We start from the raw sequence: 23073 nt of genomic DNA on the forward strand, positions 1-23073 counted from the left end.
CCCGCGTCGGTCCGCAAAGAGACGACGCCCGGCGCGCGCCGCATGGGCGACGTGCCTCGCCGAGGCCAGCGCTGCCACGGCAGCCTGGCCTCATCGAGCCGCTGAATCCACCGTTCTGCGATGAAACGCCCCGGCGCCGCCGCCTCTCGGCGCGGCCGCCCGTGAACGCGGACCGTATGTTAATACTGTTTACGTACAGGGCAAGCGATATGAATGCTCGTGTTTGTACTCGCGTTAATTTTTCGCGGTCCGTGCGAGCGTCGTTTTCGTGTCCGTTTCATGTCGTCCGGACGAGCGTCGATGTCGTCGCCGCCGGCGCAGGCGAGGATATCCCGCTCGTGGGCTCGAGCGTGGTGTGGAGTTTGCTGTTCGCTGGTGGAGCCGTTGTCGTGGAGGCAATCACCGAGCCGCGCCGACGATCCGGCGCAGCGGCTCGGCGAAGGAGCTCGATGGATACCGCGCGAAGAACGCCGCCGCGCGCGCCCGCGCCTCGTCGGCGCGCCCGAGGCGCACCAGCGCGCGGATCGCGATGAACTCCCGCTCTTCCGCGAGCCGCCCCTTCGGGAACTCGGCCTGGTGCCTCTCCAGCGCGGCGAGGGCGGCCCCCGGATCCTGCGCGAGCGCCGCTCTCGACGCGTCGACGAGGTTGGACTCCCGGACCAGGTCGTCGCCGTCCGCCGCGGCGGTCGCCTCCAGCGCTGGCGCGGCCGGTCGGGGGCTCGGCGGCGCCTCGCGGCGGAGGGCGGAGGGAGTCGGGCGCGGCGCCTCGGCCGACGGGGCCTGGGCCGACGGCGACCCGGCCGCCGCGCGGCCTTCCGCGCGGGAGAGCAGCCGCTCCAGCGGCAGATCGGTGAGCACCGGAGGCGGCGCGGTGGCGCTCGGGGCCTCGCCCAGGGCGGCGTGGAGCCCCGCCCCGCCCGCCCCGATGCCCGCCGCGAGGAAGATCCCCTTGATCCACGCCGGCATCGTCGCGCCGGCGGCCGCGCCCGCGGCCGTCTCGAGCGGGGCCACCCGGGCCGCGGTGCGCGCGAGCTCGGCGGAGGTCATCGGGCGGATCGGCGCGGCGGCGCGGAGCAGCTCGCGTGCGCCGGGCGGGGCGCCTCCTCCTTCCTGGTTCCAGCGCTTCGGATCGCTCATCTGGCCCCCCTGCGCGCGCGCTCGGCCTCGGACTTTTTCAGGAGCGTCGCGAACTCCTTCCGCGCCGCGTGGAGCCGCGAGTAGACGGTCCCCACGGGGACGCCGACGAGGCGCGCGATCTCGTCGCACGGCATCTCTTCGATCTCGAACATGACGAACACGGCCCGGCGATCGAGATCCATGGCCTCGAGGATGCCCTCGAGCTGCAGCCGCGCCTCGCGGCTGGAGGTGATCTCTTCCGGGCCGCGCGCGGAGTCCGGCACGTCGTCCATCACCTCGCCGAGCCGCTCGCGGCGCGTGTGGGCGCGGCGGCGGTGAGACGAGGCGACGCGGCGGCAGATGGCGAAGAGCCAGGTCGTGATCGGGCAAGCCCAGTCGAAGGACGGGAGCCGCTGCTGGACGACGACGAAGACATCCTGGAAGGCATCCTCCAGGTCAGGGTGCTGGATGCCGAACCGCTGGAGGGTCGCCCAGACGAAGCTGCCGTGCTCGGCGTGCAGGGCGACGAGGCTCCGTGGCGGCTGCTTGGCGTCGCGCAGGACGTCGGCTCGTAAGCACTGCTCCACGGAAAACTGAATGCCGGCAGCCCGGGGATCCTTCATCAAAATGTGAGGCCGACCCCCCCGAACACCGCGGCGGCGAGCGCGGCCTGCTCCAGGCCCGTCGGCAGCCCGCCCTCTAGCTGGAAATCGTACCGTGTCACTGGAACGAAGAGATCGATGCCTGTCTCGAGCCGCAGCGGCCCGATGACACGGACGCCGAGCCGCGTGCCGGCCCCGAGGCTGAGCCACGCGCGGGCGCCGACGTCGGTCGGCAGGATCGTCGGGGGGACGTCGTCGTCCCCGTAGATGACGGCGTAGATGGCGCCCGCCACCGCCCTGCCGCAGAGCCCGAAGGCGACCGAGCGGCTCCGGACCATTTCGAAGCACGCGCCGAGCCAGCCCGCCGTGAGCCCGAAGGCGAACGTCCGCCGGGCCGCGTGCTGCTCCGGGAGCCACAGCGCGCCCGTCTCGAGCGTCCACCGCGGCAGGATCGACCACTCGCCCGACAAGGCGACGCCGAACCCGGGTGAGGGGACGATGCCCGTGGAAGCGAACCCGCGCCAGGAGACCGAGAGCCGGGGCGGCGGCGGGCCCTCGGCCGGGGGCGGCGTGGTCTGGGCCTGCGCCGGCCAGGGGAACGGCGGCTCCGGCGCCCGCTCCGCCGCCGGAGGGCGCGCGGGCAGCGGCGGGGGACGCGGCGCCTCGGAGGCCAGCGGGGGGCGCGGCGCCTCGGCGCTCGGGGGGGCGAGGCCGGCCTCCGGATCGGTCGCGAGAAGGATGTGCACCGCCGCAGCGGCCACGATCCCGTCGCAGCTTTGCCGGTCGTCGGAGAGCTCGCGGACCGTCGGCGGGGCGCCGTCGCACAGCTCGGTCCGGATCGTGGCCGACCAGGCCCCGGGCTGACCCTGCACCACGGCCTCGATCGAGGCGGCCTTGCCCGTCGTGACGAGCTCCCGCCCGAGCCGCCGCGAGATCTCGGCGCGGAACCGGGACGCCGACGGGCACCGCCCCTCCGCGCCCGCGAGGCGCACCCAGGACACGTCCGCGGCCGCGCGATCGCACTCCGCCCGCGCGCGCGGCACGCCGGTGAGCGTGAGCGCCGCGCAGGCGCCCAGCGCCGAGACGAGCGCTCGTACGGCCGGCGCGCTCACCGTCCGCTCCCTTCCTCTCGCCCGATCGATCCCTCTGCGGGGAAAGCCGCGGGCTCGTACGGCGGGCGCGCCATGATGGCGAGAAGGGGTCGAGCGATGGCCAAACGGATCGGCGATGCTGTACACCCGGACGATTCGCGAGTCACAGGAATTTCTGGCGGGCGGCGGTGAACGCCGTCGGTGAGCGAGACGGAGATCCGGTATTCATCCATTCACGAGCCCGCAGCCCATGCACTCCCGCCCGACCACCATCGGCGTCCTCACGCCCTTCCTCGACGGCTTTTATTTCACCTCGGTCCTCAGGGGGATCCACCAGGCGGCGCAGGAGCGCGGCCATCGTGTCTTGGTGGTGCGCGGCACGCCAGCGTACGTTCAGGCGCCCTCGCTCGCCCGGGACCAGGTGGACGGGTGGATCGTCGTGCTCGCCACGGATGGCATCGAGCTCCTCGCGCAGGCGCGTGTCCCGCTCGTCACGGTCAGCTCCTGCGCCCCCGAGGCGGGCTGTCCGACCGTCATGCCGGACAACCGCGAGGGCGTCCGGAGCGCGGTGCGCCACCTGATCGAGCATGGACACCGGCGCATCGCGTTCGTCGGTTGCATGGATCAGGACGACATCCGCGCGCGCTTCGACGGTTACATGGCGACGCTCGTCGAGAGCGGGATCCCCTTCGATCCCGGCCTCGTCTTCGACGCCGACAACAACTGGCACTCCGGCGGCCAGCGCGCCGCAGAGGCGCTCATCGCGCGCAGGGGAGAGCTCACGGCCGCGGTCGTCGCCACGGACAAGAACGCGCTCGGGATGATGCCGGCCCTCCAGGCCGCCGGATACCGCATCCCCGACGATCTGGCGATCATCGGCTTCGACGACATCACCGATGCGCAGTGGTCGACCCCTCCGCTGACGACCGTGCGCCAGCGCTTCGACGCCCTCGGGGCGCTCGCGTACGAGCTCGTGCTGGCGCGGCTCGCAGGCCAGGTCGTGCCGTCCGGGCCCGTGCTCGCGCCGACCACGTTCGTCAGGCGGCGGACGTGCGGGTGCGACCCGCTCCTTGGCTTGCTCCACCGGAAGGGCGCGGCGCCCGACGATGATCTCGGCGCCATCGAACGGAAGATGGTCGAGCTGCTCCTCCGCCTGCCGCTCCCGCCCGAGACGCCCCCGACGGCCGTTTGGCCCGGCGTCACCGCCGTGATCGCTGGATATGCCGCGGCGCTCGAGGGCGCCGCGCCCCCGCCCGCGGCCGAGATCGACGAGGCCTGTCAGCAGGCCGTCCGCCTCACGCCAGACGTGGAGAGCCTCATGGGGATCGTCCGCCTCCTCGGCCGGTCCGGAAAGCGACGCCGCGCGCGCCTGGACAGGGAAGCCGCGGAGTCCGCGGAGGAGCGAGCCGAGGAGTTCCAGGAGCGGCTGCGCCTCTCGCTCATGCTGGCTCGCGTCGAGACGGAGCGGCAGTTCGTCGACGAGCTCGGGGCGCTCACGCGGTCCGATCACGAGGTGAGCCTCGCGCTGCTCGGCGGCACCCAGGAAGACTCGCGCTCGCTCTCCTGGCTCGACTCGACCGCCGCCGTCTGGGGCTGCCTCGCGCTCTGGGAAGACCCGGCGACCCGCGCGCGCCTCGTCATCGCCGGCGCCTACAGCCGCGATGGCAGCCCGACTCCCTCGCTCGGCGCCGCCTGCGCGCGGGAGGATTTCCCGCCCGCCGAGCGCTTGCCAGCGTCGACCGCCGGCGGCCCGTTCATGGTGACGCTCCTGCCGATCCGCACGCTCCGCCACGACTGGGGGGTCCTCGCGATCGTCGGCCCGAGCTCGATCGAGGTCGCCGGCGACGAGGGCACCATCTCCATCTGGGGGGCGCTCCTCGGCGCCGCCCTCGAGCGGGACGCGCTCGTGCAGTCGCTCTCCGAGCAGCACGCGAGCCTCCAGGAGGCCTATCAGCGCGAGCGCGCCCTCTCGGCCGCGGTGCGCGAGCTCGGCTGCCCCCTCATCCCGCTCATGCCCGGCGTGCTGCTCGTCCCGCTCGTCGGCGAGCTCGATGGAGATCGCGCCCGGCAGATGCTCGAGCGGGTGGTCGAGGGGGTGGGCCGACACGGGGCGCGCTGCGTGCTGCTGGATGTCACCGGCGTCCCGAGCCTCGACGCCCAGGTGGCCCACGCGCTCGGGCAGACGCAGCGCGCGGCCTCCCTGCTCGGCGCCCGCGTCCGCCTCGTCGGCGTGCGCCCCGAGCTCGCGATGCGCCTCGTCGCCCTGGATATCCAGCTGGGCGATCTGTCCAGCCACCAGTCGCTGGCGTCGGCGCTCGAGGACCTCGTGTCGACCGGAGTCCCCTCGCTCCGCCCGAGACGGAATGACGCGGCGGAAGCGCCGCCGCGCTCGTCGCGCAACGCGACCTCGGACACGGGGCGTCGCGGAGGATCGGAGTGACGCTCCGCGCGTCGCGCTGAGCGCGCGCAGCGCTGTGGACCCCCCATCCACTGCGCGCCGCCCGCGCGGGTCTCGTCTGGCGCTGAGCACGTCTCGAACGAGCATGTCGTCTGCCAGGGTTGGACGGCGAGGCGCGCGAGGTGCTGAGCGCGGCGAGCGTGTTCGGCGACGTCTTCTGGAGCAGGTGGGCGAAGGCGCTCCTGTCCTCGATCCTGCTCGCTGCGGGCGCCAAGCAGCGGCCGGCGGGTGGCTCGCTCCGCCGGACCGCCGCGCCTTGGCGCGCAGGCACGCCGGCGTATGGTAAAAATGTTCTGTGCCTTCCACGAACTCGGCGCGCTCCCCGCGGCTCCACCCCGTCTCGGCGGGATTGCGGCGATGGCTTCCCCGGGCGCTGGCCGGCGCGTGCTGCGCCTGGGCGATGGGCTGCGCGGAGAGCGCGCCCTCCTCGACGGCGCCGGCGGCGCGGGTCCCCTCGACAGCGCGGGCCGCTGCGCCGGCGCCCGCCGCGAGCGCCGCGCCCGCCGGCACGCCGCAGGCGTCTCCGCCAGCCGAGGGGGAGCGACCTGGCGACGCGCCGGCGCGCGAGCGCTGGGTCGGTACGCTGGCGCTGACGAAGGGCTCGCAGCCCCTCATCGCCGGGAGGATCCTGTCGCGCGAGGACGCCGAGCGCTGGCTCGGCCCCGAGTGGCGCGCGCTGGCCGGGCAGCGCGTCCGCGTGCTGGCGGTGCTGCGGGACCACGTCTGCGAGCCGCACGCTCAATGCATGATCGGGGGGATCATCCCGCTGCTGGAGCAGGTCGCGTCCGTCGAGCTGTGCAGCGGCGCGGGCTCCTCCGGCGGGACGGCGGTCGTCGATTGCGCGCCGTCGCCCGCCCAGAAGGAGCGCTGTCAGGACGAGTGCCGCACGCTGAGCGAGGACTGCAGTCGGAGCGCCGACGGCGACCGCGGACGGCTGCGCCGCTGCGGGTGCGCCAAGGTCACGTGCGAGCACGGGTGCGAGGAGACCGGCGAGCCCGCCTTCACGTGCAGGTGATCGCTCCCGGCCGGGAAGGGCAGGGGGCCAGAAGGGCAGGGGGCCAAGGGGACAAAACGACGAAGGCCGCCTGGCACCCGCCAGGCGGCCTCCGCGAGCGAGCCTCCGCTGCGCTGGATCAGGCGCCTTCGCGCGCGAGGACAGGCGCCGGCACCGGCCTGGCCGGGGGCTCGCTCTCGACGGCATGCGCGCCGCCCTCGCCGAGCGAGTAGGCCTCTTCGCCGTGAAGGGCGACGTCGAGGCCCTCGTCCTCGATCTCCTCGTCGACACGGAAGCCCATCACCGCGCTGATCCCCTTCACGAGCACGAAGGTGACCACCGCCGCGTAAGCCGCCGCGACAGCGGCCGCGATCGCCTGCTCGGTGAGCAGCGCCGAGTTGCCCTTGAGCAGGCCGTCCTGGCCGGCCGAATTCCACACCTTGGAGGCGAACACGCCGGTGAGCAGCGCGCCGAGCAGCCCGCCCACGCCGTGGATGCCGAACGCGTCCAGGCTGTCGTCATAACCCAGCTTGCCCTTCAGCATCACGGCGCCGTAACACACAGCGCCCGCCGCGAGCCCGATCGCGACAGACGCCATCGGCCCGACGAAGCCCGCCGCCGGGGTGATGGCGACGAGGCCCGCGACGAGCCCCGACGCCACGCCGAGGAGCGACGGCTTGCCGAAGCGCACGGCCTCGATCAGCGCCCACGCGAGCGCCGCGATCGCCGCGGCGATGTGCGTGTTCACGAACGCCACGGAGGCGAGCCCGTTCGCCGCGAGCGAGGAGCCGCCGTTGAAGCCGAACCAGCCGAACCACAGGAGGCCGGCGCCGAGCAGCGTCATGGTGAGGTTGTGCGGCACGATCTTGCGCGTCGGGTAGCCCTTGCGCTTGCCGAGCATGATCGCCATCACGAGCGCGCTCGCGCCCGAGGAGAGGTGAACGACGGTGCCGCCGGCGAAGTCGAGCGCGCCGCGCGAGAGGAGCCACCCGCCCGGGTTCCAGACCCAGTGGCAGAGCGGGCTGTAGACGAGGAGCGACCAGAGCAGCGTGAACACCACATACGACGAGAACTTGATGCGCTCCGCATAAGCGCCCGAGATCAGCGCCGGCGTGATGATGGCGAACATCATCTGGAACGCCATGAACAGGAGGTGAGGCACCGTCGTCCCGGCGCGCGGCTCGGTGCCAACGCCGTTCAGGAACGCGTGGTCGAAGCCGCCGATGAACCCGCCCTTGGATTCGGCGAACGCCATCGAGTACCCGAGCGTCACCCACGCCAGGGTCACGATCCCCATGGCGAAAAAGCTGTGCATGAATGTGCTGAGCGTGTTCTTCGTTCGGACCATGCCCCCGTAAAACAGGGCCAGCGCTGGCGTCATCAGCAGAACCATTGCCGACGAGACCAGGAGCCAGGTGGTGTCCGAGGCGTTGATTTCGTTCACTGGTGGCCTCCTCGACGGCGACACTAAGAGAAGGCAGTTTTCCGGAATGTTTCGTCGGCATATACTTCGCGACAGCACGAAACATACCGCGACGACGCAGCGAGTCAGCGCGTGGGCGCCTCCGCGGTCAGCGCGCTGGCTGACTCGCTCCTACAGCGGGTCGACGGATTTGCAGTGAGACTATATCGCCGGTGGGCCCGAGAGGGCGTGAGACGGCGGGAGATGAAGCGTTATCCGCGCCCGCTGGACTCGATGCTCTCGCGCACCCGATCGAGCGCGGCCCGCACCTCGGGATCGCGATCGAGCGCGGCGGGCGGCGCCGGCAGCCGGAGCGACCAGTTCTGCGGCCCCACGGTCCCCGGGACGTTGATCCGATCGCGCGTGGCGAGCACGTCCTGGAGGAGCAGCAGCACGAGCTCGCTCTTCGAGCCGAGGATCAGGTCGAGCAGCGCGCGGTGGGTCTCCTTCGTGAACTGCGGCCCGAGCTCTTGCCGGCGCGGCGCGAGCTGCGGCAGATCGAGGACCCCGGCGCGCTCCCGGTCGTCCCGCGACTCCCACCACACGACCACGGAGTCGGTGTCGTGCGTCCCGAAGCAGGCCACCGAGAGCGCCGGATACTCCGCCGGATCGCGGAACACGACGTCGTGCTTCTCCCAGATCAGCACCTTGTAGCCCGGCACCCCGAGCTCCGAGAGCGACTCCCGGACCCACCCCGGCACCGCGCCGAGATCCTCCGCCACGAGCTGCGCCCCGGTCTCCGCCGCCCCCGCCAGCATCGCCCGCACGACCCGATCGCCGTGCTCGCGCTGCTCCGCCTCCTCCGCGGGATCGAAGGTCGCCCTGGGCCGCTCGGCCCCCTGGGCCGCTTGCCCTCGCTCCGGGAAGATGTACGTCCGGTAGAAGCCGACCAGGTGATCGATGCGGAACCGGTCGTAGAGCAGCCCCGTGTAGCGGCAGCGCCGCCTGAGCCACGCGAAGTCGTTCTCGCGCATCCGGGCCCAGAAGTACGGCGGGAGCCCCCACCGCTGCCCCTCCGTGTCGAACTGGTCGGGCGGCGCGCCGACCGTCATGTCGTGCCGGAACTCGCCCTGGTGCGCCCACACGTCGGCGCTGTCGCGCGACACCATGAACGGGAGATCCCCCATGATCTCCACGCCCTTGCCCCGGAGATCCGCGCGCGCCGCCTCCCACTGCGCGTGCGCGAGCCACTGGACGTACTCGTAATAGAGGATGTCCCGCGCGCGCTCGCGCCGCAGCGCCTCGAGCGCCTCCGGCCTGCGCTCGCGGATCGCCTCGGGCCAGTCCCACCACGCCCTGCCCTCGAAGGCGTCCTTGAACGCGCGGAACTGCGCGTAGTCGGGCAGCCAGTCCGACTGCCGCTTCACGAACTCGCCGAGCTCGGCCGCGCGCGGCGTCTGCTTCGCGTGGTGCTCGCGCTCGAACACGTCGAAGGCGAAGCGCAGCGCCCGCCCCTTCACGCGGCGCACGAGATCGTAGTCGACGCGCGCGCTGTTCCGCGCGCGATCGAGCGCCCCGAGGTCGTCGCCGAGCGCCTCGCCGAGGCGCTCCGCCGGGAGCTCGGGCACGGCGGAGAGCGAGATGAACATCGGATCGATCCCGAACGCGGAGAGCGCCATGTACGGCGACGTCTCGCCCCCCGACACCTCGCCGAGCGGCAAGAGCTGCACGAGGCGCAGGCCCGCGGCGCGCATCCACGCGGCGAACTCGGGGAGATCGCCGATCTCGCCGATGCCCCACGAGCGATCGCTGCGCAGGGAGAAGAGCGGCACCGTCACGCCCGCGATGCGGCGGCGCGCGTCGGAACCGGGAACGGAGGGCGACGATGAGCTCTGGGACTGATTTTCAGCAGAGGGGGAAGACATGGGCGTTTTTCGCTTGGCTCCAGGCGTTCGGGGGCGAAGTCTATCCCGGGTCGCGCCGCCCTGGATGCTCCTTCTGCGACCGTGCGGTAGCGCCGCCGCGCCGCCGCGCCGCCGCGCCGCCGCCGAGGTCGCGGCCGCTGCCGAGCTCGCGCAGGAGGGCCGCGACATGGCGCGCGGCGCGAGGGCGGGCCCGCCGAGCGGCCGGATGGCGGGCGATCCCGGGGGCGGCGGCCGAAAAATCAGGCCGCGCGCGCTTGTGTCTCGACAGCGGCGCCGATCTCGCGAATAGGGCGGCTTCACAGGTTTTTCAGATGACCAGACGCATATGGCCCGGCACACCCACCCCGCTCGGCGCCGTCTTTGACGGCGAGGGGGTCAACTTCACGCTCTTCTCCCAGTCCGCCACCAAGGTCGAGCTCTGCCTCTTCGAGGCCGTCGACGATGTCGTGGAGCGCGAGCGCATCGAGCTCCCCGAGCGGACGGCCCACGTCTTCCATGGCTACGTGCCGGGGCTCAAGCCCGGCCAGCTCTACGGCTACCGGGTGCACGGGCCCTACGACCCGCGCTCCGGGCAGCGCTTCAACCCGGCGAAGCTCCTCGTCGATCCCTACGCGTACGCGCTCTCCAGCGAGCCGAACTGGAAGGCGCCGCTCTTCGCCTACGACCGCGGGGGGCACCCCGAGCGCGGCGAGGGCGGCGCTGGCCGGCCCAAGGAGGCGGGCCGGGACGGCGCGGCGCCCGAGAAGGGCGAGGGCGGGCGCGGGGGCAAGACGGCGAGCGATCGCCGCGCCGCCGAGGCGCGCGGGAAGGACTCCACGCCGCCGTCCCCGCCGCCCCCGCCGGCCCCGCTCGACGACCTGGAGATCTGCCACCGCGACAGCGCCTGGGGCGCGCCGAAGTCCGTCGTCGTCGACCACCGCTTCGCGTGGGACGGCGACCGGCCGCCGGCGACGCGCTGGCAGGACACGATCATCTACGAGGTCCACGTCAAGGGCTTCACCCAGCGGCACCCGGGCATCCCGAAGGAGCTGCGCGGCACCTACGCCGGGCTCGCCTCCGAGGCGGCGATCGCCCACTTCAAGAAGCTCGGCGTGACGGCGATCGAGCTGCTCCCCGTGCACGAGATGGCGAGCGAGCGCGAGCTCTGGGAGCGCGGCCTCGTCAACTACTGGGGCTACAACACGCTCGCGTACCTCGCGCCCGCGGGCCGCTACTCGTCGAGCGGGCGGCTCGGCCAGCAGGTGACCGAGTTCAAGGCGATGGTGAAGGCGCTCCACGCCGCCGGCATCGAGGTGATCCTCGACGTCGTGTACAACCACACCGCGGAGGGGAACCACCTCGGCCCGACGCTCTCCCTGAAGGGGATCGACAACTGGACCTACTACCGGCTCGTGCCGCACAACCCGCGCTACTACATGGACTTCACGGGCTGCGGGAACACGGTGAACACGCGTCATTACCAGACGCTCCAGCTGGTGATGGACAGCCTGCGGTACTGGGTGACCGAGATGCACGTCGACGGCTTCCGCTTCGATCTCGCGTCGGCCCTCGCCCGCGGTCACCATGACTTCGACCGCCTGAGCTCGTTCTTCGACATCATCCATCAGGATCCGGTCCTCTCGCGCACGAAGCTCATCTCGGAGCCGTGGGACGTGGGCGAGGGCGGCTATCAGGTCGGCAACTTCCCGGTCCTCTGGACGGAGTGGAACGACCGTTACCGCGACTCGGTGCGCCGCTTCTGGAAGGGAGATCTGCTGGCGGCCGACCTCGGCTACCGGCTCACCGGGTCGAGCGACCTGTACGCGTCCAGCGGGCGCCGCCCTTACGCGAGCATCAATTTCGTGACGGCGCACGACGGCTTCACGCTGAACGATCTCGTCTCGTACAACGAGAAGCACAACGAGGCGAACGGCGAGTGCAACCGGGACGGCACGAACAACAACCACAGCTACAACCACGGCGTCGAGGGCCCCTCCAGCGACCCCGCGGTCGTCGAGCTGCGCGAGCGCCAGAAGCGCAACCTCCTCGCGACGCTCCTCCTCTCGCAGGGGGTGCCGATGATCAACGCCGGCGACGAGATCGGAAAGACGCAGCTCGGCAACAACAACGCCTACTGCCAGGACAACGAGCTCTCCTGGCACGACTGGGACCTCGACGAGCGGCGGACGCAGCTCTTCGAGTTCACCTGCCGCCTCATCGCCCTGCGCCGCAGCCAGCCCGTGCTGCGCCGGCGGATGTTCTTCTCGGGCGGCTACGTGCACGGGAGCGGGCTCAAGGACATCGTGTGGTTCCGCCCCGATGGCGCCGAGATGACGCCGGAGGACTGGACCCACCCGAACGCCCGGGCGATCGGCTACCTGCTCGGGGGCGACGCCCTGTCGGCGCTCGGTCCGCGCGCCGAGCCGATCTCCGGCGACACGCTGCTCGTGCTCATCAACGCGAACCACTCGCCGCTGGAGTTCGTGCTGCCCGCGATCGAGTTCGGCGAGCGGTGGGAGGTGCTCATCGACACCCGCACCGCCGGGGAGCCGGCGCGCACGGTGCCCGCGAGGGCAGGGGGAGAGCGCTACCTGCTCGTCGACCGGTCCGTGGCCGTGCTGCGGCTCCTGGAGCGCAAGGAGAAGAAGAAGGTCAAGCGGGTGAAGGCGCAGCGGGCGTAGTCGCCCCGGCGCTCTCTCTCAGACGGCGATGAGTCGATGTCACCCGTGAAGCGCTGTTCGATCACGTTCAGGCCACGCGAACCCGTGTCGCGCGACCGGTGTCGTGCGGTGCAACCGATGTTGTGTCGCGGCCTGGACGCGCACATCGGCGGCGGACCGGGGGGCATGAGGGGGGCGCTGCTGCTCCGGTGCGGCGGGCGGCGTCCGTGGCCCGTACCCTTGGCGCCAACCATCAACAAGTACAGCAGCGCTGCGCCTTGCGACGCTGCCGCGTGGGCCAACAGGCGCACGTGCGCGAGCAGGGCGGGGGGTTCGCCGTTCAAAGGCATCCGCATTCGCGATACGCTGATGACATGTCGTCGCCTCTCTCCTCAGGTCGTTGTCCCATGGACGCATCGACCGGTCCGGGAAACGGCGGCGGCACGAAGATCACCGGCGTGTTGCAGCCGCCCTCCCTGGGGCGACCGCCCGATTCCTCGGCGAGAGACGCCGCGCGCGACGCCACCACGCTGGGCGGGCAGCCTGCGCCGCTCGGTCCTCCTGCGCAGGGCGGCGCAGGGCGGGACGAGGCGCGCGCCGCGCTCCTTCCGGGCCGTGTGGTGGCCGGGCGGTACCGGCTCGTGCATCCGCTCGGCCAGGGCGCGATGGGCGAGGTGTGGTGCGCGCACGACAGCGTTCGGCGCTTCGAGGTCGCGCTCAAGTTCCTCGTTCTCCCGCGCCAGAACCTGGCCATCGACGCGATGGAGCGCTTCCGTTTCGAGGCGCAGGTCGCGGCCCAGCTCGGGCGGAAGACGGATTTCATCGTCACGGTGCACGACGCCGGTGAGGATCCCGAGGCGGGCCCGTACCTCGTCATGGAGTACGTGCGCGGCCGGTCCCTCCGGCAGCTGATCCACGAGCGAGGGCCGGTGCCCGCGGCCGAGCTGGCAGCGCTCCTCCGTCAGATCGGAGAGGCCCTCTCGGTGGCGCACGGCCTCGGGATCGTGCACCGCGACATCAAGCCGTCGAACATCCTGCTCCGCGAGGGGCGCGACGGGCGCCTGCGCGCCAAGGTCGCCGATTTCGGGATCGCCAAGTGGATCCGCCAGGATCTGGCGGCCGATTTCCCCCGCCAGACCGCGGAGGGCGTGGTGCTGGGCACGCCGGGCTACCTCAGCCCGGAGCACACGTGCGACGGGCACGCGGACCCGCAGCTCGACATGTGGGCCCTCGCGGTGGTCGCGCACGTGGCGCTCACCGGCGAGCAGCCCTTCGCCGGCCGCACCATCGCCGATGTGCTGGCCTCCATCCTCGAGGGCGCGCGCCCCCCGCTGTCGACGCTGCGCCCCGGCGCGCCGCCGGCGCTGGAGACGTGGTTCGCGCGCGCCTTCGCGCTGGATCCGGCGGAGAGATTCCCCTCGATCGAGCCGATGATCTCCGCCTTCGTGGCCGCGGTCGGCCCTTCGGCTGCGCCGAGCGCGCCGGCGCCCGCCGCGCCGGTCCGACGGACCGGGCTGCACCTCGCGGCGGCTGGCCTCGTCGTGGCGCTCGGGCTGGGGCTCGTGCTCACCACTGCGCTGTCCTCGCAGCGCCTGGAGGCGACCGCCGAGCTGCGGGTGATCCGCGGCGAGGTGCTCTCCGCCGCCCGCGGCGCTCTCGTGGCGCAGGCGCCCGCGGCACCCCAGGCGAGCGCGGCCTCGACGGCTCCCGCGGCCGCGCCCGCGGCGGCGCCGCCGCAGCCTCCGGAGCCCGCGCCGCTGCCGGCCGCGGCGCGCGCCGTCCCGACGCCTCCGGCGTCCACGCCGCTGCCAGCCGCGGCGCGCGCCGTCTCGACGCCTCCGGCGCCCGCGCCGAGGCCAGCCGCGGCGCGCACCGTTCGTGCGCCCGGCGCGCCGGCGAGCACCGGCAAAGCGCCCGCGCGGAAGCGAGACGCAGGCACACAGAAGAGCGCGATCTTCTGAGCGTCGACCGCGAAGGGCGCCCCGGCGCCCGCTGGTGGAGCCCCGAGGGGGCTTCCGGCGCGCCGTGATCGCCGGGCCGGCCCGTCATCCGGCGGGCGCGCGGCTTGGGGTCGACCGCGTCGACGGCGTCGACCGCGGCCGAGCGAAGAGGCGGAAGAACGTTCGAGCCAGGCGCCTGTCGCCCTGGAGCTCGACCGGCGCGTCCGCGAGCTTCTGGTCCCCGAAGACGACCGCCCGCAACGTGGCCGGGTCGGTCGCGATCACGGCGTCCGGCGCGCGCGGAGCGCCCCGGGCGATGGTGATGGTCGCGCGATCGACCTCGATCGAGAACCGCTCTTCGCCGAGCCGGAGCTCGTAGGTCGCGCGGAGGTCAGCCGCCTCGCACGCGACGAACGTCGCCTCGAGCGCGATCATCAGCGCATCGACGCTCAGGGCGCCCGCGGGCCGGACGGGCGATCGCGCGCCCCAGCGGCCGAGCTGCACGAGCAGCGGATGGAGCTCGCGGCCCCAGTCCGTGAGCTCGTACGTCGGCGCGCCGACCTTGTGCCGCCGCACGACGCCGCCGCCCTCGAGCTCGCGGAGCCGCTGCGACAGCACGTTGGGGCTCGCGCCGGCGAGCCCGTCGCGGAGATCCGTGAACCGCTTCGGACCGAGCAGGAGCTCGCGCACGATGAGGAGCGCCCACCGCTCGCCGATGAGATCGAGCGCCCGCGCGATGCCGCAGGGATCCCCGTAGCTTCTCAGACCGGTCATGGCGGCCGCATCCTACATCACTTGCAAAAGAGGACCAAATGGTCCTAAATCAGGACTGACACGCGACGCGGGCAGCAGGAGGAACAGCATGCGCAAGCTCACGGTCTTCAACCAGATCTCGCTGGACGGTTATTTCTCGGACGGCCACGGCGACATGAGCTGGGCACACAAAGCGGACGAGGAGTGGGGCGCGTTCGCCGCGGAGAACGCGCGCGGCGGGGGCGAGCTCGTCTTCGGCCGGGTCACCTACGAGCTCATGGCGAGCTTCTGGCCGACCCCCGCGGCGCTGGAGCGGGCTCCCGCCGTCGCCGAGCGGATGAACAGCCTGCCGAAGGTCGTCTTCTCGAGGACCCTCGACAGGGCGTCGTGGAACAACACGCGGCTCATCAAGGGCGATCTCGCGGAGGAGGTGCGCAAGCTGAAGGCGGAGCCCGGGCCGAACATGGTGGTCATGGGGAGCGGCAGCATCGTCGCCCAGCTGACCGACGCGCGTCTGGTCGACGAGTACCAGATCGTGGTGAACGCGATCGTCCTCGGCAGCGGAAGGACGCTGTTCGAGGGGGTCAAGGAGCGGGCGAACCTCCGGCTGAAGAAGACGCGCAGCTTCAGCAACGGGAATGTCGTGCTCTGGTACGATGCGACGGAGTGACAGGGCCTGACGGAGGCGCGCCGCGCCCGCAGGCTGGCTGCGGTCTCCAGGACCTGCGCCGCGGCGAGGACGTCGTCGCTCGGATCTGACTGCCGGACCGACCTCGGCGCTACCGAGGGTTCCTCGGCACCCGGAACAACGTCACCGTATGCTGGAAGAACGCCGGCGCCGCGACCACCCTCCGGGCCGGATCGAGCCCGATGTCGTTGATGGCGGTGAGCCCGTCGTCCCTGAAATCACGCACCAGGGTCGAGCTCTTCGACGTGACCCAGTAGACGGCCGGGGGCGCGTTCACCGAGACGAGGTATCCATCCCTGTATCGCTCGATGCCGTCCAGCTTCGCCTCGAGCGTCCCGAACCGCGTGAGCTCCTTGCTCTCGAGATCGAGCATCCAGACCTTGCCCAGCGAGGAAGGATCCCTGAACGTGCCGAGCGTGACGATGGCCAGCTTGTCGCCGTCCACGAGCAGGCCGTTTGGAACGTTGAGGAGCGGCGACCAGAAGAAGGGGGCGCATTGCTCGTCCTTGCAGCGCCACACGGTGCGGGTGAAGCTGTCGCTTATATAGACGGTGCCATCCTCGGCGAGCGCGAGATCGTTCAGGAAGATCGCGCCGAGCGCCGGGATCCTGCGCACGCCCTTGGTGGCGAGATCGATGATCAAGAGCTCATCCATGTCGGAGGTGTAAAGCTTGCCCTGCGCGACGCGGATGCCCTTGGGCGCGTTCATCCCCGAGAGCCACTTGGCCTCGACGATGTTGCCGCACCGGTCGAGCTTGCTGATCCAGCCGCGACCGTCCTTGAACCTGGGCCTCTCGAGCATCTCGTCAGGTACGCCGGCCATGTTGGCGACGTACCACGCCTCCGTCCCCTCGTCCCAATAGGCGCTCTCCGGCGTCTCGAAGCCGGCATCGAGGCCGCCCACCGTTCGCGGGAAGCGCAGGCAACCGCCGCCCGAGGCATCGCCGTGCGAGAGCGGGGCAGCGGCGGGCGGATCCTCCGCGCCAACAGGCGGATCGTCGGCGGAGCAGGCAGGGAGCGCGAGCAGCGACAGGAGCGCGATCGCGGCGAGCGGAGAACGGTTCGCGGGCATGGGTTGCCTCCTTGCGGCGGCGCATCGTCGCGAACACTCGCGGCGATCGTGCCATCACAATGCCCGCCATGGTAGGCGACGCGACATCAACTCACCTGTCAGGATGGACCGCAATCCAGTCTACGGAGGGCCGCTGCGGCATCAGCCTTCGTCGAGGGTGGAGTCGCCACCGACGGTTGCGCCCTGGATACCGCACGTGGCGGAGGACTGGCGCTCGTAGGTGCGCTCGGACGAGACATCGAGCGCGACGGAGCCCACCGGCGCCGGAGGAGCGCAGCCGCGCTGGGCGGTGCTGGAGGGATCGTCTGCCGCCTCGCGCGGTCGTCGCGGTTCGGCCTTGACGTCCTCGAGTCGTTTTGGTCTTCCTTCTCGCACGGGGGATTCACGAGGAGAGCGCCATGTGGAAGCAAGCTGGTGTCGGTTTGACGTTGGTCGCGCTGACCGGGGCCTGCCTGCCCCGGACGCAGCCGCGCGACCCCTTTGCGGCCGGCTCGGAGACCGCCGAGCCGGAGGTCGTGTCACCCGAGTTCAACGAGACCCGGGCCGATCTGGACGCCGCGATCCAGAAGGCGACGGAGGGCTACGCGCCGGGCGACAAGCTGAGCGGCAAGCTCGATGGCTTCGCGCCGCACGAGATCCCGGTCTCGCGTGGCACGTGTTACGTCGGAGCGCTCGTGCTGGACGACGGCGCGGCGTTCGGGGACCACGCGCGCAAAGGCGCCACCGTCGAGTCGACGCTGCCGGGGGGGCTCAAGACCGCCCACACAGAGGCGATCCACGGCCCCGGCGCGGTGTTCGACCTGGGTTGCCCCGAGGCCGCTGGAAACGCGACAGTCGACCTGATCGCTGTCTACGGCTCAGCCATGGACACGAGCCAGATTCACGAGCTGGGCAAAGGGGGATACACGCTGCAGATCTACGGCAAGAGCATCGGCGAGGCGGATCTGGTCGCGCTGAAAGCCAGGGAGAGAGCGCTGGCGGAGCAGCAGGCCGAGGAGCGACGTGCCTTCGCAGAGCAGGAGCGGCAGCGCGACGAGCAGCGAGCGCGGGACCGCGCCGAGCTCTCCGCCGCGCCGGCCGCCCGCGCGGGCGGGGCGGATGGCTCGGGATCGCAAGGCCCTCAAGTGGTTTCGGTCAGCCTGCGCAGCCGGTGCGGGAAGACCGTGAAGGTGTTCTTCGGCAAAGAGCCGAAGTTCGGCAGCGGAACGACCTCGTCGATCGGCGGCAACTCCGTGCAGAATCACAGCTTCAAGCCGGGCGACATGGTGTGGCTCGTCGACGACTCCGGAAACGGGATCGCCAGCGCCACGGCGTCGCCCGGGATGCGCGAGATCGAGATCACGAGCTCTTGCACCGGCCTCGCCTCGCGCTGAGCCGCGAGCGAGCCGTTCACGGCGAGTCGAGGGCCCCCTTCGACAGCGTCTGCTCGACGAGCGTCACCCAGTAGCTCGCGCCGATGGGCAGGATCTCGTCGTTGAAGTCGTAACCAGGGTTGTGCAGCATGCGGCTCTCGCCGGCGACGCCGTTGCCGAGCCAGACGTAGGCGCCGGGCCTCTCGCGCAGCATGAACGCGAAGTCCTCGGCGCCCATCGTGGGTTGAATGTCGGTGAGCACCTTGTCAGCGCCGATCACCTGCGTCATCGCCGCGATCGCCATGGCGACCTCCTTCGGTGTGTTGATGATGGGCGGGTAGCGGCGCTCGTACCGCATCGTGACCTGGCAGCCATGGGCGGCGGCGATGCCATCGCAGACGCGGCGCATGGCGCCCTCGACGAGCGCCTGCACCTCGGGCTTGAGCGCCCGCGCCGAGCCGCGCAGCGTGACCTTGTCCGGGAGCACGTTCCACGTGTCGCCGGCGTGGAACTGCGTGACGCTGACCACCGCCGCGTCGACCGGGCTCACGCCGCGGCTCACGATCGCCTGCAGCGCCTGCACGAGCGCGCTCCCCGCGACGATCGCATCGACGCCGTGGTGAGGCATCCCCGCGTGGGCGCCGCGGCCCGTGATCTTGATCTCGAAGATATCGAAGCTCGCCATCATGATGCCGGGCATCACGGCGAGCTGGCCGGCGGGAATGCCGGGCCAGTTGTGCATGCCGAAGACGGCCTCCACCGGGAACTTCTCGAACAGGCCGTCTTCGACCATCACGCGGCCGCCCCCCTCGTTCTCCTCGGCGGGCTGGAAGATGAAGTGGACGGTGCCGTCAAAGGCCCTCGTCTCGGCGAGGTGCCTGGCGGCGCCGAGGAGCATCGTCGTGTGTCCGTCGTGGCCGCAGGCGTGCATCCTCCCTTCGTTCCGCGAGCGGTGGGCGAACGTGTTGGCCTCGTGGACGTGCAGCGCGTCCATGTCCGCCCGGAGCCCGATGGCGCGGCGGCCCGACCCGGCCCTCAGCGTGCCCACGACGCCGGTCTTCGCGAGGCCGCGGTGGACCTCCACGCCGAAGGACGAGAGCTTCTCCGCCACGAAGTCCGAGGTGCGGGCCTCCTCGAACGCCGTCTCGGGGTGGGCGTGGAGGTCACGGCGCCACGCGGTCATTTCGGCGTGGAGGGCGTCGATTCGAGGGATGGTGGGCATGGCGAAGGTCCTAGAGCCCCTTGGCGTCGAAGGTGACGAGCCGGAGCTCGCAGGTATACCGCTTGCCGTCCGCGTCCGTCAGCCAGAGATCATCGATGCTCGGCAGCATCTCGGCGACGCTCACCTTCGCCGACGCGTCCAGCTCGCTGGCGCGCCGGAGGATCTTGGCGATGGTGTCCACGAAGATCGGGCTGTCGAGGTCCGCGTAGTACGGCTTGGCCTCGAAGGGCGACTTGAGGAAGATGAACCGCGGCAGCCCGTGCGCGCGCTTCCAGCGCCGCGCGGCGAGCCAGCGAGCGAGCGGCTCCTCCTCGCGCGCGAAGGTCACCTGCGACGCGACGAAGCGCCAGCGCTCCCGCGCGACCACGAGATCGCCGATCTTGAGCCGCGGCGTGTGGTCCTCTGCCGGCAGGACGTCGAGGGCGTTGGTGACCATCGACGAGAGCATCATGCCCATGAAATCGAGGAGGCCGCCGCGGTAGCCGCCGCCCCGCGCGTGGACCTCCAGCGCCCCGTCGTGGTCCACCACGACGAGGTCCGCCACGCGCAGCGTCCGCGCCGCAGGGGCGGGAGAAGGCTCCCGCGAGAACGCATAACGGAGGTCCCCGGAGCCGAGGGCGATCTCGTTGATGCGCTGGCACCATTGCGCCTTCGGCAGCACGGGGATGACGCTCGGGGCCGGGTTGTCGAGCTCCCAGAGATCGATGAGCTCGCGCATCGACGGGTGCTGGAAAGCGAAGCAGGACGCCGTCAGCGTGTGCGTCAGGTGCATCTCCCCCATCACCAGCTCGCACTCCCCCCGGCGTAGGGCCTCCACGTCCCTGGCCGCGATCATCAGATCGGGGCACATATAACGAGCCCTGGCCCAGCCCGGGCGCGGCACGTCGAACGCGCGCCGCACGTCCGCCAGCAGCGCGGCCGGATCCCGCTCGACGGAGCGCGCGCCGGCCGGCACCTGGAGGATCTCGGCCCAGCGGCGCTGCAGCTCGTGCTGCACCTGCCCGACCCACTCCGGCATGCCGCGCATCTCCCGCATCCACGGCTCGATCTCCGCGAGGGCCTTGTGGAACACCGTGAGCTCGACCGGGCCGCCGCCCTGCTGCGCCGAGAGCCGCTCGAAAAGGTCCCGCAGCACCCCGACGTACCGGCGCCCGACCTCGTAGGTCACCCAGCGGCCGCTGAGCAGCAGGAGCGACAGCGGCGGAGCGAGCTTCCGGAGCAGCGGAGCGCCGATCTCCAGGTCCAGGTCGCGCCTGCAATCCTCGTAGACGAGCGTGCGCGCCGCGTACATCTCTCCATCGGAGCGCGTCGTGGCCGCGCCGGTCAGCCGGTGGAACGTGTCCTCCAGGCGCGTCATGGCGGCGTCGAGCGCCCGGGAGTCGCCGGCCGCGGCGGCGACCTCGTCGCGCGCCCGCTCGAGCTCGTCGAGGGGCAGGAGCGCGCGCTCGCGGAGCGCCGGATCCTCGATCCCCGCGAGCGCGCGCCGCAGCGCCTCTTCCGGCGACAGCTGGAGCGCGACCTCGAAGTCCCAGGCCATGACGCCCATCGCGCACGCCCTGTCGAGGATCTCGAACACCTCCGCCTCGCCGCCGAGCCCGAGCGACGGGTCGCTGGTGAGCCGCCGCGCGAGCGCCCTCGCGGTCGTCACGCCGTCGCAGCCCTCGAGGACCGCCGCCTGCGCCGGCGTGAGCGGCATCGCCCCGACGGTCGGCACCTGCAGAGCGCCCCCATCGACGCGGATGTAGGGGAGCAGCCGGGGCGCCGCGAACGGCCTGAGCTCCGGGTCCGAGCTCAGCCGCGACGCGATCGCGTCGATGGCCCAGCTCTCGAAGTAGACCTTCCGCGCGGCGAGCAGGCGGGGCCCGGGCCGGGCGGTCATCGCCTCGGGGCCACGGCCGATCCGGCACCAGCCGATGGGCCCGAAGAAGCCGATGGAGTCGTTCTTGACGCAGTAGCGTTGCAGGTAGGAGGCGACGAGCGCCTCTCTCTGCCGCGTCTTCTTGTCCCGGTGGCCGGGCGGCTTGCGCAGGAGGCCGTCGAGCCCCGTGTGAAGGGCGCGCCGGTTCTGCCAGACCACCGCCTCGCGGAACCGGTCGTCCTGCACCGCCGCGCGCAGCGCCTCGCTGACGCGCGCGGTCTCCACCTCGAACGAGCGCTGCAGATCCGCGTGAATCACGGTGTTCGCCGGGGCGGCCCCTTCGGCGTCGAGCACCCTGTCGAGCATGGCGGCGGTCCCGGGGGCCGCGAGCGAGAGGATGGTCTGCGCCGGGAACCCCGCGCCGCGAACACACGCGATAGGCCACAACCCGAACGGTCCCCCGGCTAGCGGCACCAGGTGGCTCGACGCGCCGCCTTCAACGTCCTGCTCGGACGGGCGGCGCGACTGGCCCTCAATGTCCAAAGCAGGCGCTTCGGCGGCGAGCTTCATCGTGTCAGACATGATCTCTCCTCCGTGGCATGGCGCCTGGTGCGGGCGACGCCGCGCGTGTCTCACGCGTCGCCGGAAGCCTCCGGGGATCCCGTCTCCGGGGTGCTCGGCGGGGCGACGACCTTGGTCATCTCGGCATGACTTATCTGCGAGAACAGGGACAGGTACGGCATGAGGAGCGCTCGTGACCACGAGGACGGGAACCACATGTAGCTGTACAGGGGGTGACCCACCGCGCCGCGGCGTCGCTTCGTCTTCCACGTGCCGCCGCTGAGCCATATCCGTTTGGCGCCGAGCGCCACGGCGCGCTTGATCGGCTCGTAGAAGACGAGGCTGAAATACAGCGGCGAGTCGTCCTGCCCCTGATCGTCGGTGCGGCCTATGCGGTAGACCCAGAGGTCGTCCCCCTTGTGGAGGATCGACGCGAAGCCGACGACGGTGGAGCCGTTGCGCGCCACGATCGCCTCCGCCCTCGGGCCGAGGTGGCGCTCGAGCCGAGCCCAGAACGATTCCGGATGACGGAAGTGCTCCTCGCCGTATTTCGAGTACGTCGTCTCGTAGAGGCGCTCGAAATCGCCGCCTAGGGAGCCGAAATCCGGCGTCACGGTGAACTGGACGCCGGCCTCGCCGACCATCCTCATGTCGCGCCTGAAGGACTTTCGCTCCTTGCTCCGGAAGCGCGCGAGGTAGTCGTCGAAGGCCTTGAGCTCGGTGTCCAGCCGGTTGTCATAAACCAGGAAGACCTCGTCGAACCCGCTCCCACGCAGCGATCTCCTGAGCTCGGCGCGCTCGGCGTCGACGCCATAGAAGCAGAGCGGCAGCCGCTCTCTCTGCGCCTCCTCCTTGAGCGCGTCGAGCACCGCGCGGTGCGCCTCCTGCACCGCCGCCGGATCGACGGGCGCCACGGCGATGCCCCCACGGTAGCTGAGCGGGCTCGCGGCGAGCACCCACCCGTCGATCCCCGAGCGGGCCGCCCGCGCGAACGCCCGGTAGGCGTTGACCGCCCGGACGACCCACTGGCTCCAGCGCGCGCTCTCTGGGTTCATCCTGACGAGCTCGTCCTGCCAGGAGACGAAGAAGAACTTCTCCAGCGAATAATGATAGTAGATCGAGCGACTGCGCGTGACGAGGAACGGGCAAACGGCGATGAGGCGGGTCCCCTCGCGCACCAGGACATAACGCAAGGACAGCTCCCCCCGGACGAGCGGCGCCAGATCCAGCGTGTCGAGCATCCGCAGCCAGCGGCGATCGAGGAACACGTCGGCTTCCGCCGTGACGTCGTCGAGCTCCGCGTCGTCCACGGCGTCGAGGGATGTGCAGATGGTCGTCGTCAATCTCACCGATGGCGTTCCTTTCGTTGCACCCGAGCGCCGCGAAGAGCCGCGCGGGGC

General features: G+C 71.6%; 16 protein-coding genes. 6 read left to right on the forward strand and 10 right to left on the reverse strand.

Going from position 1 to position 23073, the window contains the following annotated elements; all coding sequences use genetic code 11:
- Positions 1 to 399: 399 nt before the first annotated feature.
- Genes WMF34_RS12290 through WMF34_RS12300 form a run of 3 tightly spaced genes read right to left on the reverse strand, consistent with a single transcriptional unit; the run spans position 400 to position 2830 of the window.
- A complete protein-coding gene (locus WMF34_RS12290; protein ID WP_437993407.1) occupies positions 400 to 1137 on the reverse strand; it encodes a hypothetical protein in 738 nt (245 codons plus the stop codon).
- Positions 1134 to 1703 carry an RNA polymerase sigma factor gene (locus WMF34_RS12295; protein WP_437993408.1) on the reverse strand — a complete coding sequence of 190 codons (570 nt, stop codon included), beginning with the start codon at positions 1701 to 1703 and terminating at the stop codon, positions 1134 to 1136. Before WMF34_RS12295 ends, WMF34_RS12290 begins: the two co-directional genes overlap by 4 nt.
- Positions 1704 to 1738: 35 nt before the next feature.
- Entirely contained in the window at positions 1739 to 2830 is a 1092-nt protein-coding gene (locus tag WMF34_RS12300) for a hypothetical protein (protein ID WP_437993409.1), read from the reverse strand.
- Positions 2831 to 3059: 229 nt separating this feature from the next.
- On the opposite strand from WMF34_RS12300, the gene WMF34_RS12305 reads away from it, so the two are divergent.
- Together WMF34_RS12305 and WMF34_RS12310 are read left to right on the forward strand one after the other, a co-directional pair.
- Positions 3060 to 5249, forward strand: coding sequence for a substrate-binding domain-containing protein (locus WMF34_RS12305; protein WP_437993410.1), 2190 nt, complete (start codon positions 3060 to 3062; stop codon positions 5247 to 5249).
- Positions 5250 to 5562: 313 nt separating this feature from the next.
- Entirely contained in the window at positions 5563 to 6282 is a 720-nt protein-coding gene (locus tag WMF34_RS12310) for a hypothetical protein (RefSeq protein WP_437993411.1), read from the forward strand.
- A 118-nt stretch (positions 6283 to 6400) separates the two neighbouring features.
- On the opposite strand, the gene WMF34_RS12315 is transcribed toward WMF34_RS12310, so the two are convergent.
- Both WMF34_RS12315 and WMF34_RS12320 read right to left on the reverse strand, forming a co-directional pair.
- Entirely contained in the window at positions 6401 to 7705 is a 1305-nt protein-coding gene (locus tag WMF34_RS12315) for an ammonium transporter (protein WP_437994630.1), read from the reverse strand.
- A gap of 230 nt (positions 7706 to 7935) precedes the next feature.
- Positions 7936 to 9588, reverse strand: coding sequence for a 4-alpha-glucanotransferase (locus WMF34_RS12320; protein ID WP_437993412.1), 1653 nt, complete (start codon positions 9586 to 9588; stop codon positions 7936 to 7938).
- Between the two features lie 311 nt (positions 9589 to 9899).
- Here WMF34_RS12320 and glgX point away from each other — a divergent pair, with 311 nt between their 5' ends.
- Positions 9900 to 12248, forward strand: a complete 2349-nt coding sequence (gene glgX / locus WMF34_RS12325; protein WP_437993413.1) for a glycogen debranching protein GlgX — start codon at positions 9900 to 9902, stop codon at positions 12246 to 12248.
- 386 nt (positions 12249 to 12634) lie between these two features.
- The gene (locus WMF34_RS12330; protein WP_437993414.1) at positions 12635 to 14188 is read left to right on the forward strand and encodes a serine/threonine-protein kinase; all 1554 of its coding nucleotides are present in this window, start codon (positions 12635 to 12637) and stop codon (positions 14186 to 14188) included.
- Between the two features lie 84 nt (positions 14189 to 14272).
- Here the strand turns inward: WMF34_RS12330 and WMF34_RS12335 are convergent, their stop codons facing one another.
- Positions 14273 to 14941: a winged helix-turn-helix transcriptional regulator gene (locus WMF34_RS12335; RefSeq protein WP_437993415.1), complete on the reverse strand. Its 669-nt coding sequence runs from the start codon at positions 14939 to 14941 to the stop codon at positions 14273 to 14275.
- 88 nt (positions 14942 to 15029) lie between these two features.
- Between WMF34_RS12335 and WMF34_RS12340 the strand changes: the two genes are divergently transcribed.
- The gene (locus WMF34_RS12340) at positions 15030 to 15590 is read left to right on the forward strand and encodes a dihydrofolate reductase family protein (protein ID WP_437993416.1); all 561 of its coding nucleotides are present in this window, start codon (positions 15030 to 15032) and stop codon (positions 15588 to 15590) included.
- Between the two features lie 109 nt (positions 15591 to 15699).
- Here WMF34_RS12340 and WMF34_RS12345 read toward each other — a convergent pair whose 3' ends face one another.
- A complete protein-coding gene (locus tag WMF34_RS12345; RefSeq protein ID WP_437993417.1) occupies positions 15700 to 16680 on the reverse strand; it encodes a hypothetical protein in 981 nt (326 codons plus the stop codon).
- Between the two features lie 398 nt (positions 16681 to 17078).
- Between WMF34_RS12345 and WMF34_RS12350 the strand changes: the two genes are divergently transcribed.
- Complete coding sequence (locus WMF34_RS12350; RefSeq protein ID WP_437993418.1) at positions 17079 to 18053, forward strand: hypothetical protein; 975 nt, start codon at positions 17079 to 17081, stop codon at positions 18051 to 18053.
- A gap of 16 nt (positions 18054 to 18069) precedes the next feature.
- Here the strand turns inward: WMF34_RS12350 and WMF34_RS12355 are convergent, their stop codons facing one another.
- The 3 genes from WMF34_RS12355 to WMF34_RS12365 are packed head-to-tail and all read right to left on the reverse strand — an operon-like array spanning position 18070 to position 23022.
- On the reverse strand, positions 18070 to 19254 hold the full coding sequence (locus tag WMF34_RS12355) for a M20 aminoacylase family protein (RefSeq protein WP_437993419.1): 1185 nt from the start codon (positions 19252 to 19254) through the stop codon (positions 18070 to 18072).
- Between the two features lie 10 nt (positions 19255 to 19264).
- A complete protein-coding gene (locus tag WMF34_RS12360; RefSeq protein WP_437993420.1) occupies positions 19265 to 21694 on the reverse strand; it encodes a lantibiotic dehydratase in 2430 nt (809 codons plus the stop codon).
- A gap of 50 nt (positions 21695 to 21744) precedes the next feature.
- A complete protein-coding gene (locus tag WMF34_RS12365) occupies positions 21745 to 23022 on the reverse strand; it encodes a peptidogalycan biosysnthesis protein (RefSeq protein ID WP_012235018.1) in 1278 nt (425 codons plus the stop codon).
- Positions 23023 to 23073 lie beyond the last annotated feature (51 nt).

The sequence above is a fragment of the Sorangium sp. So ce145 genome, from assembly GCF_051525985.1.
In the GTDB taxonomy this organism is placed as follows: domain Bacteria; phylum Myxococcota_A; class Polyangia; order Polyangiales; family Polyangiaceae; genus Sorangium; species Sorangium cellulosum_B.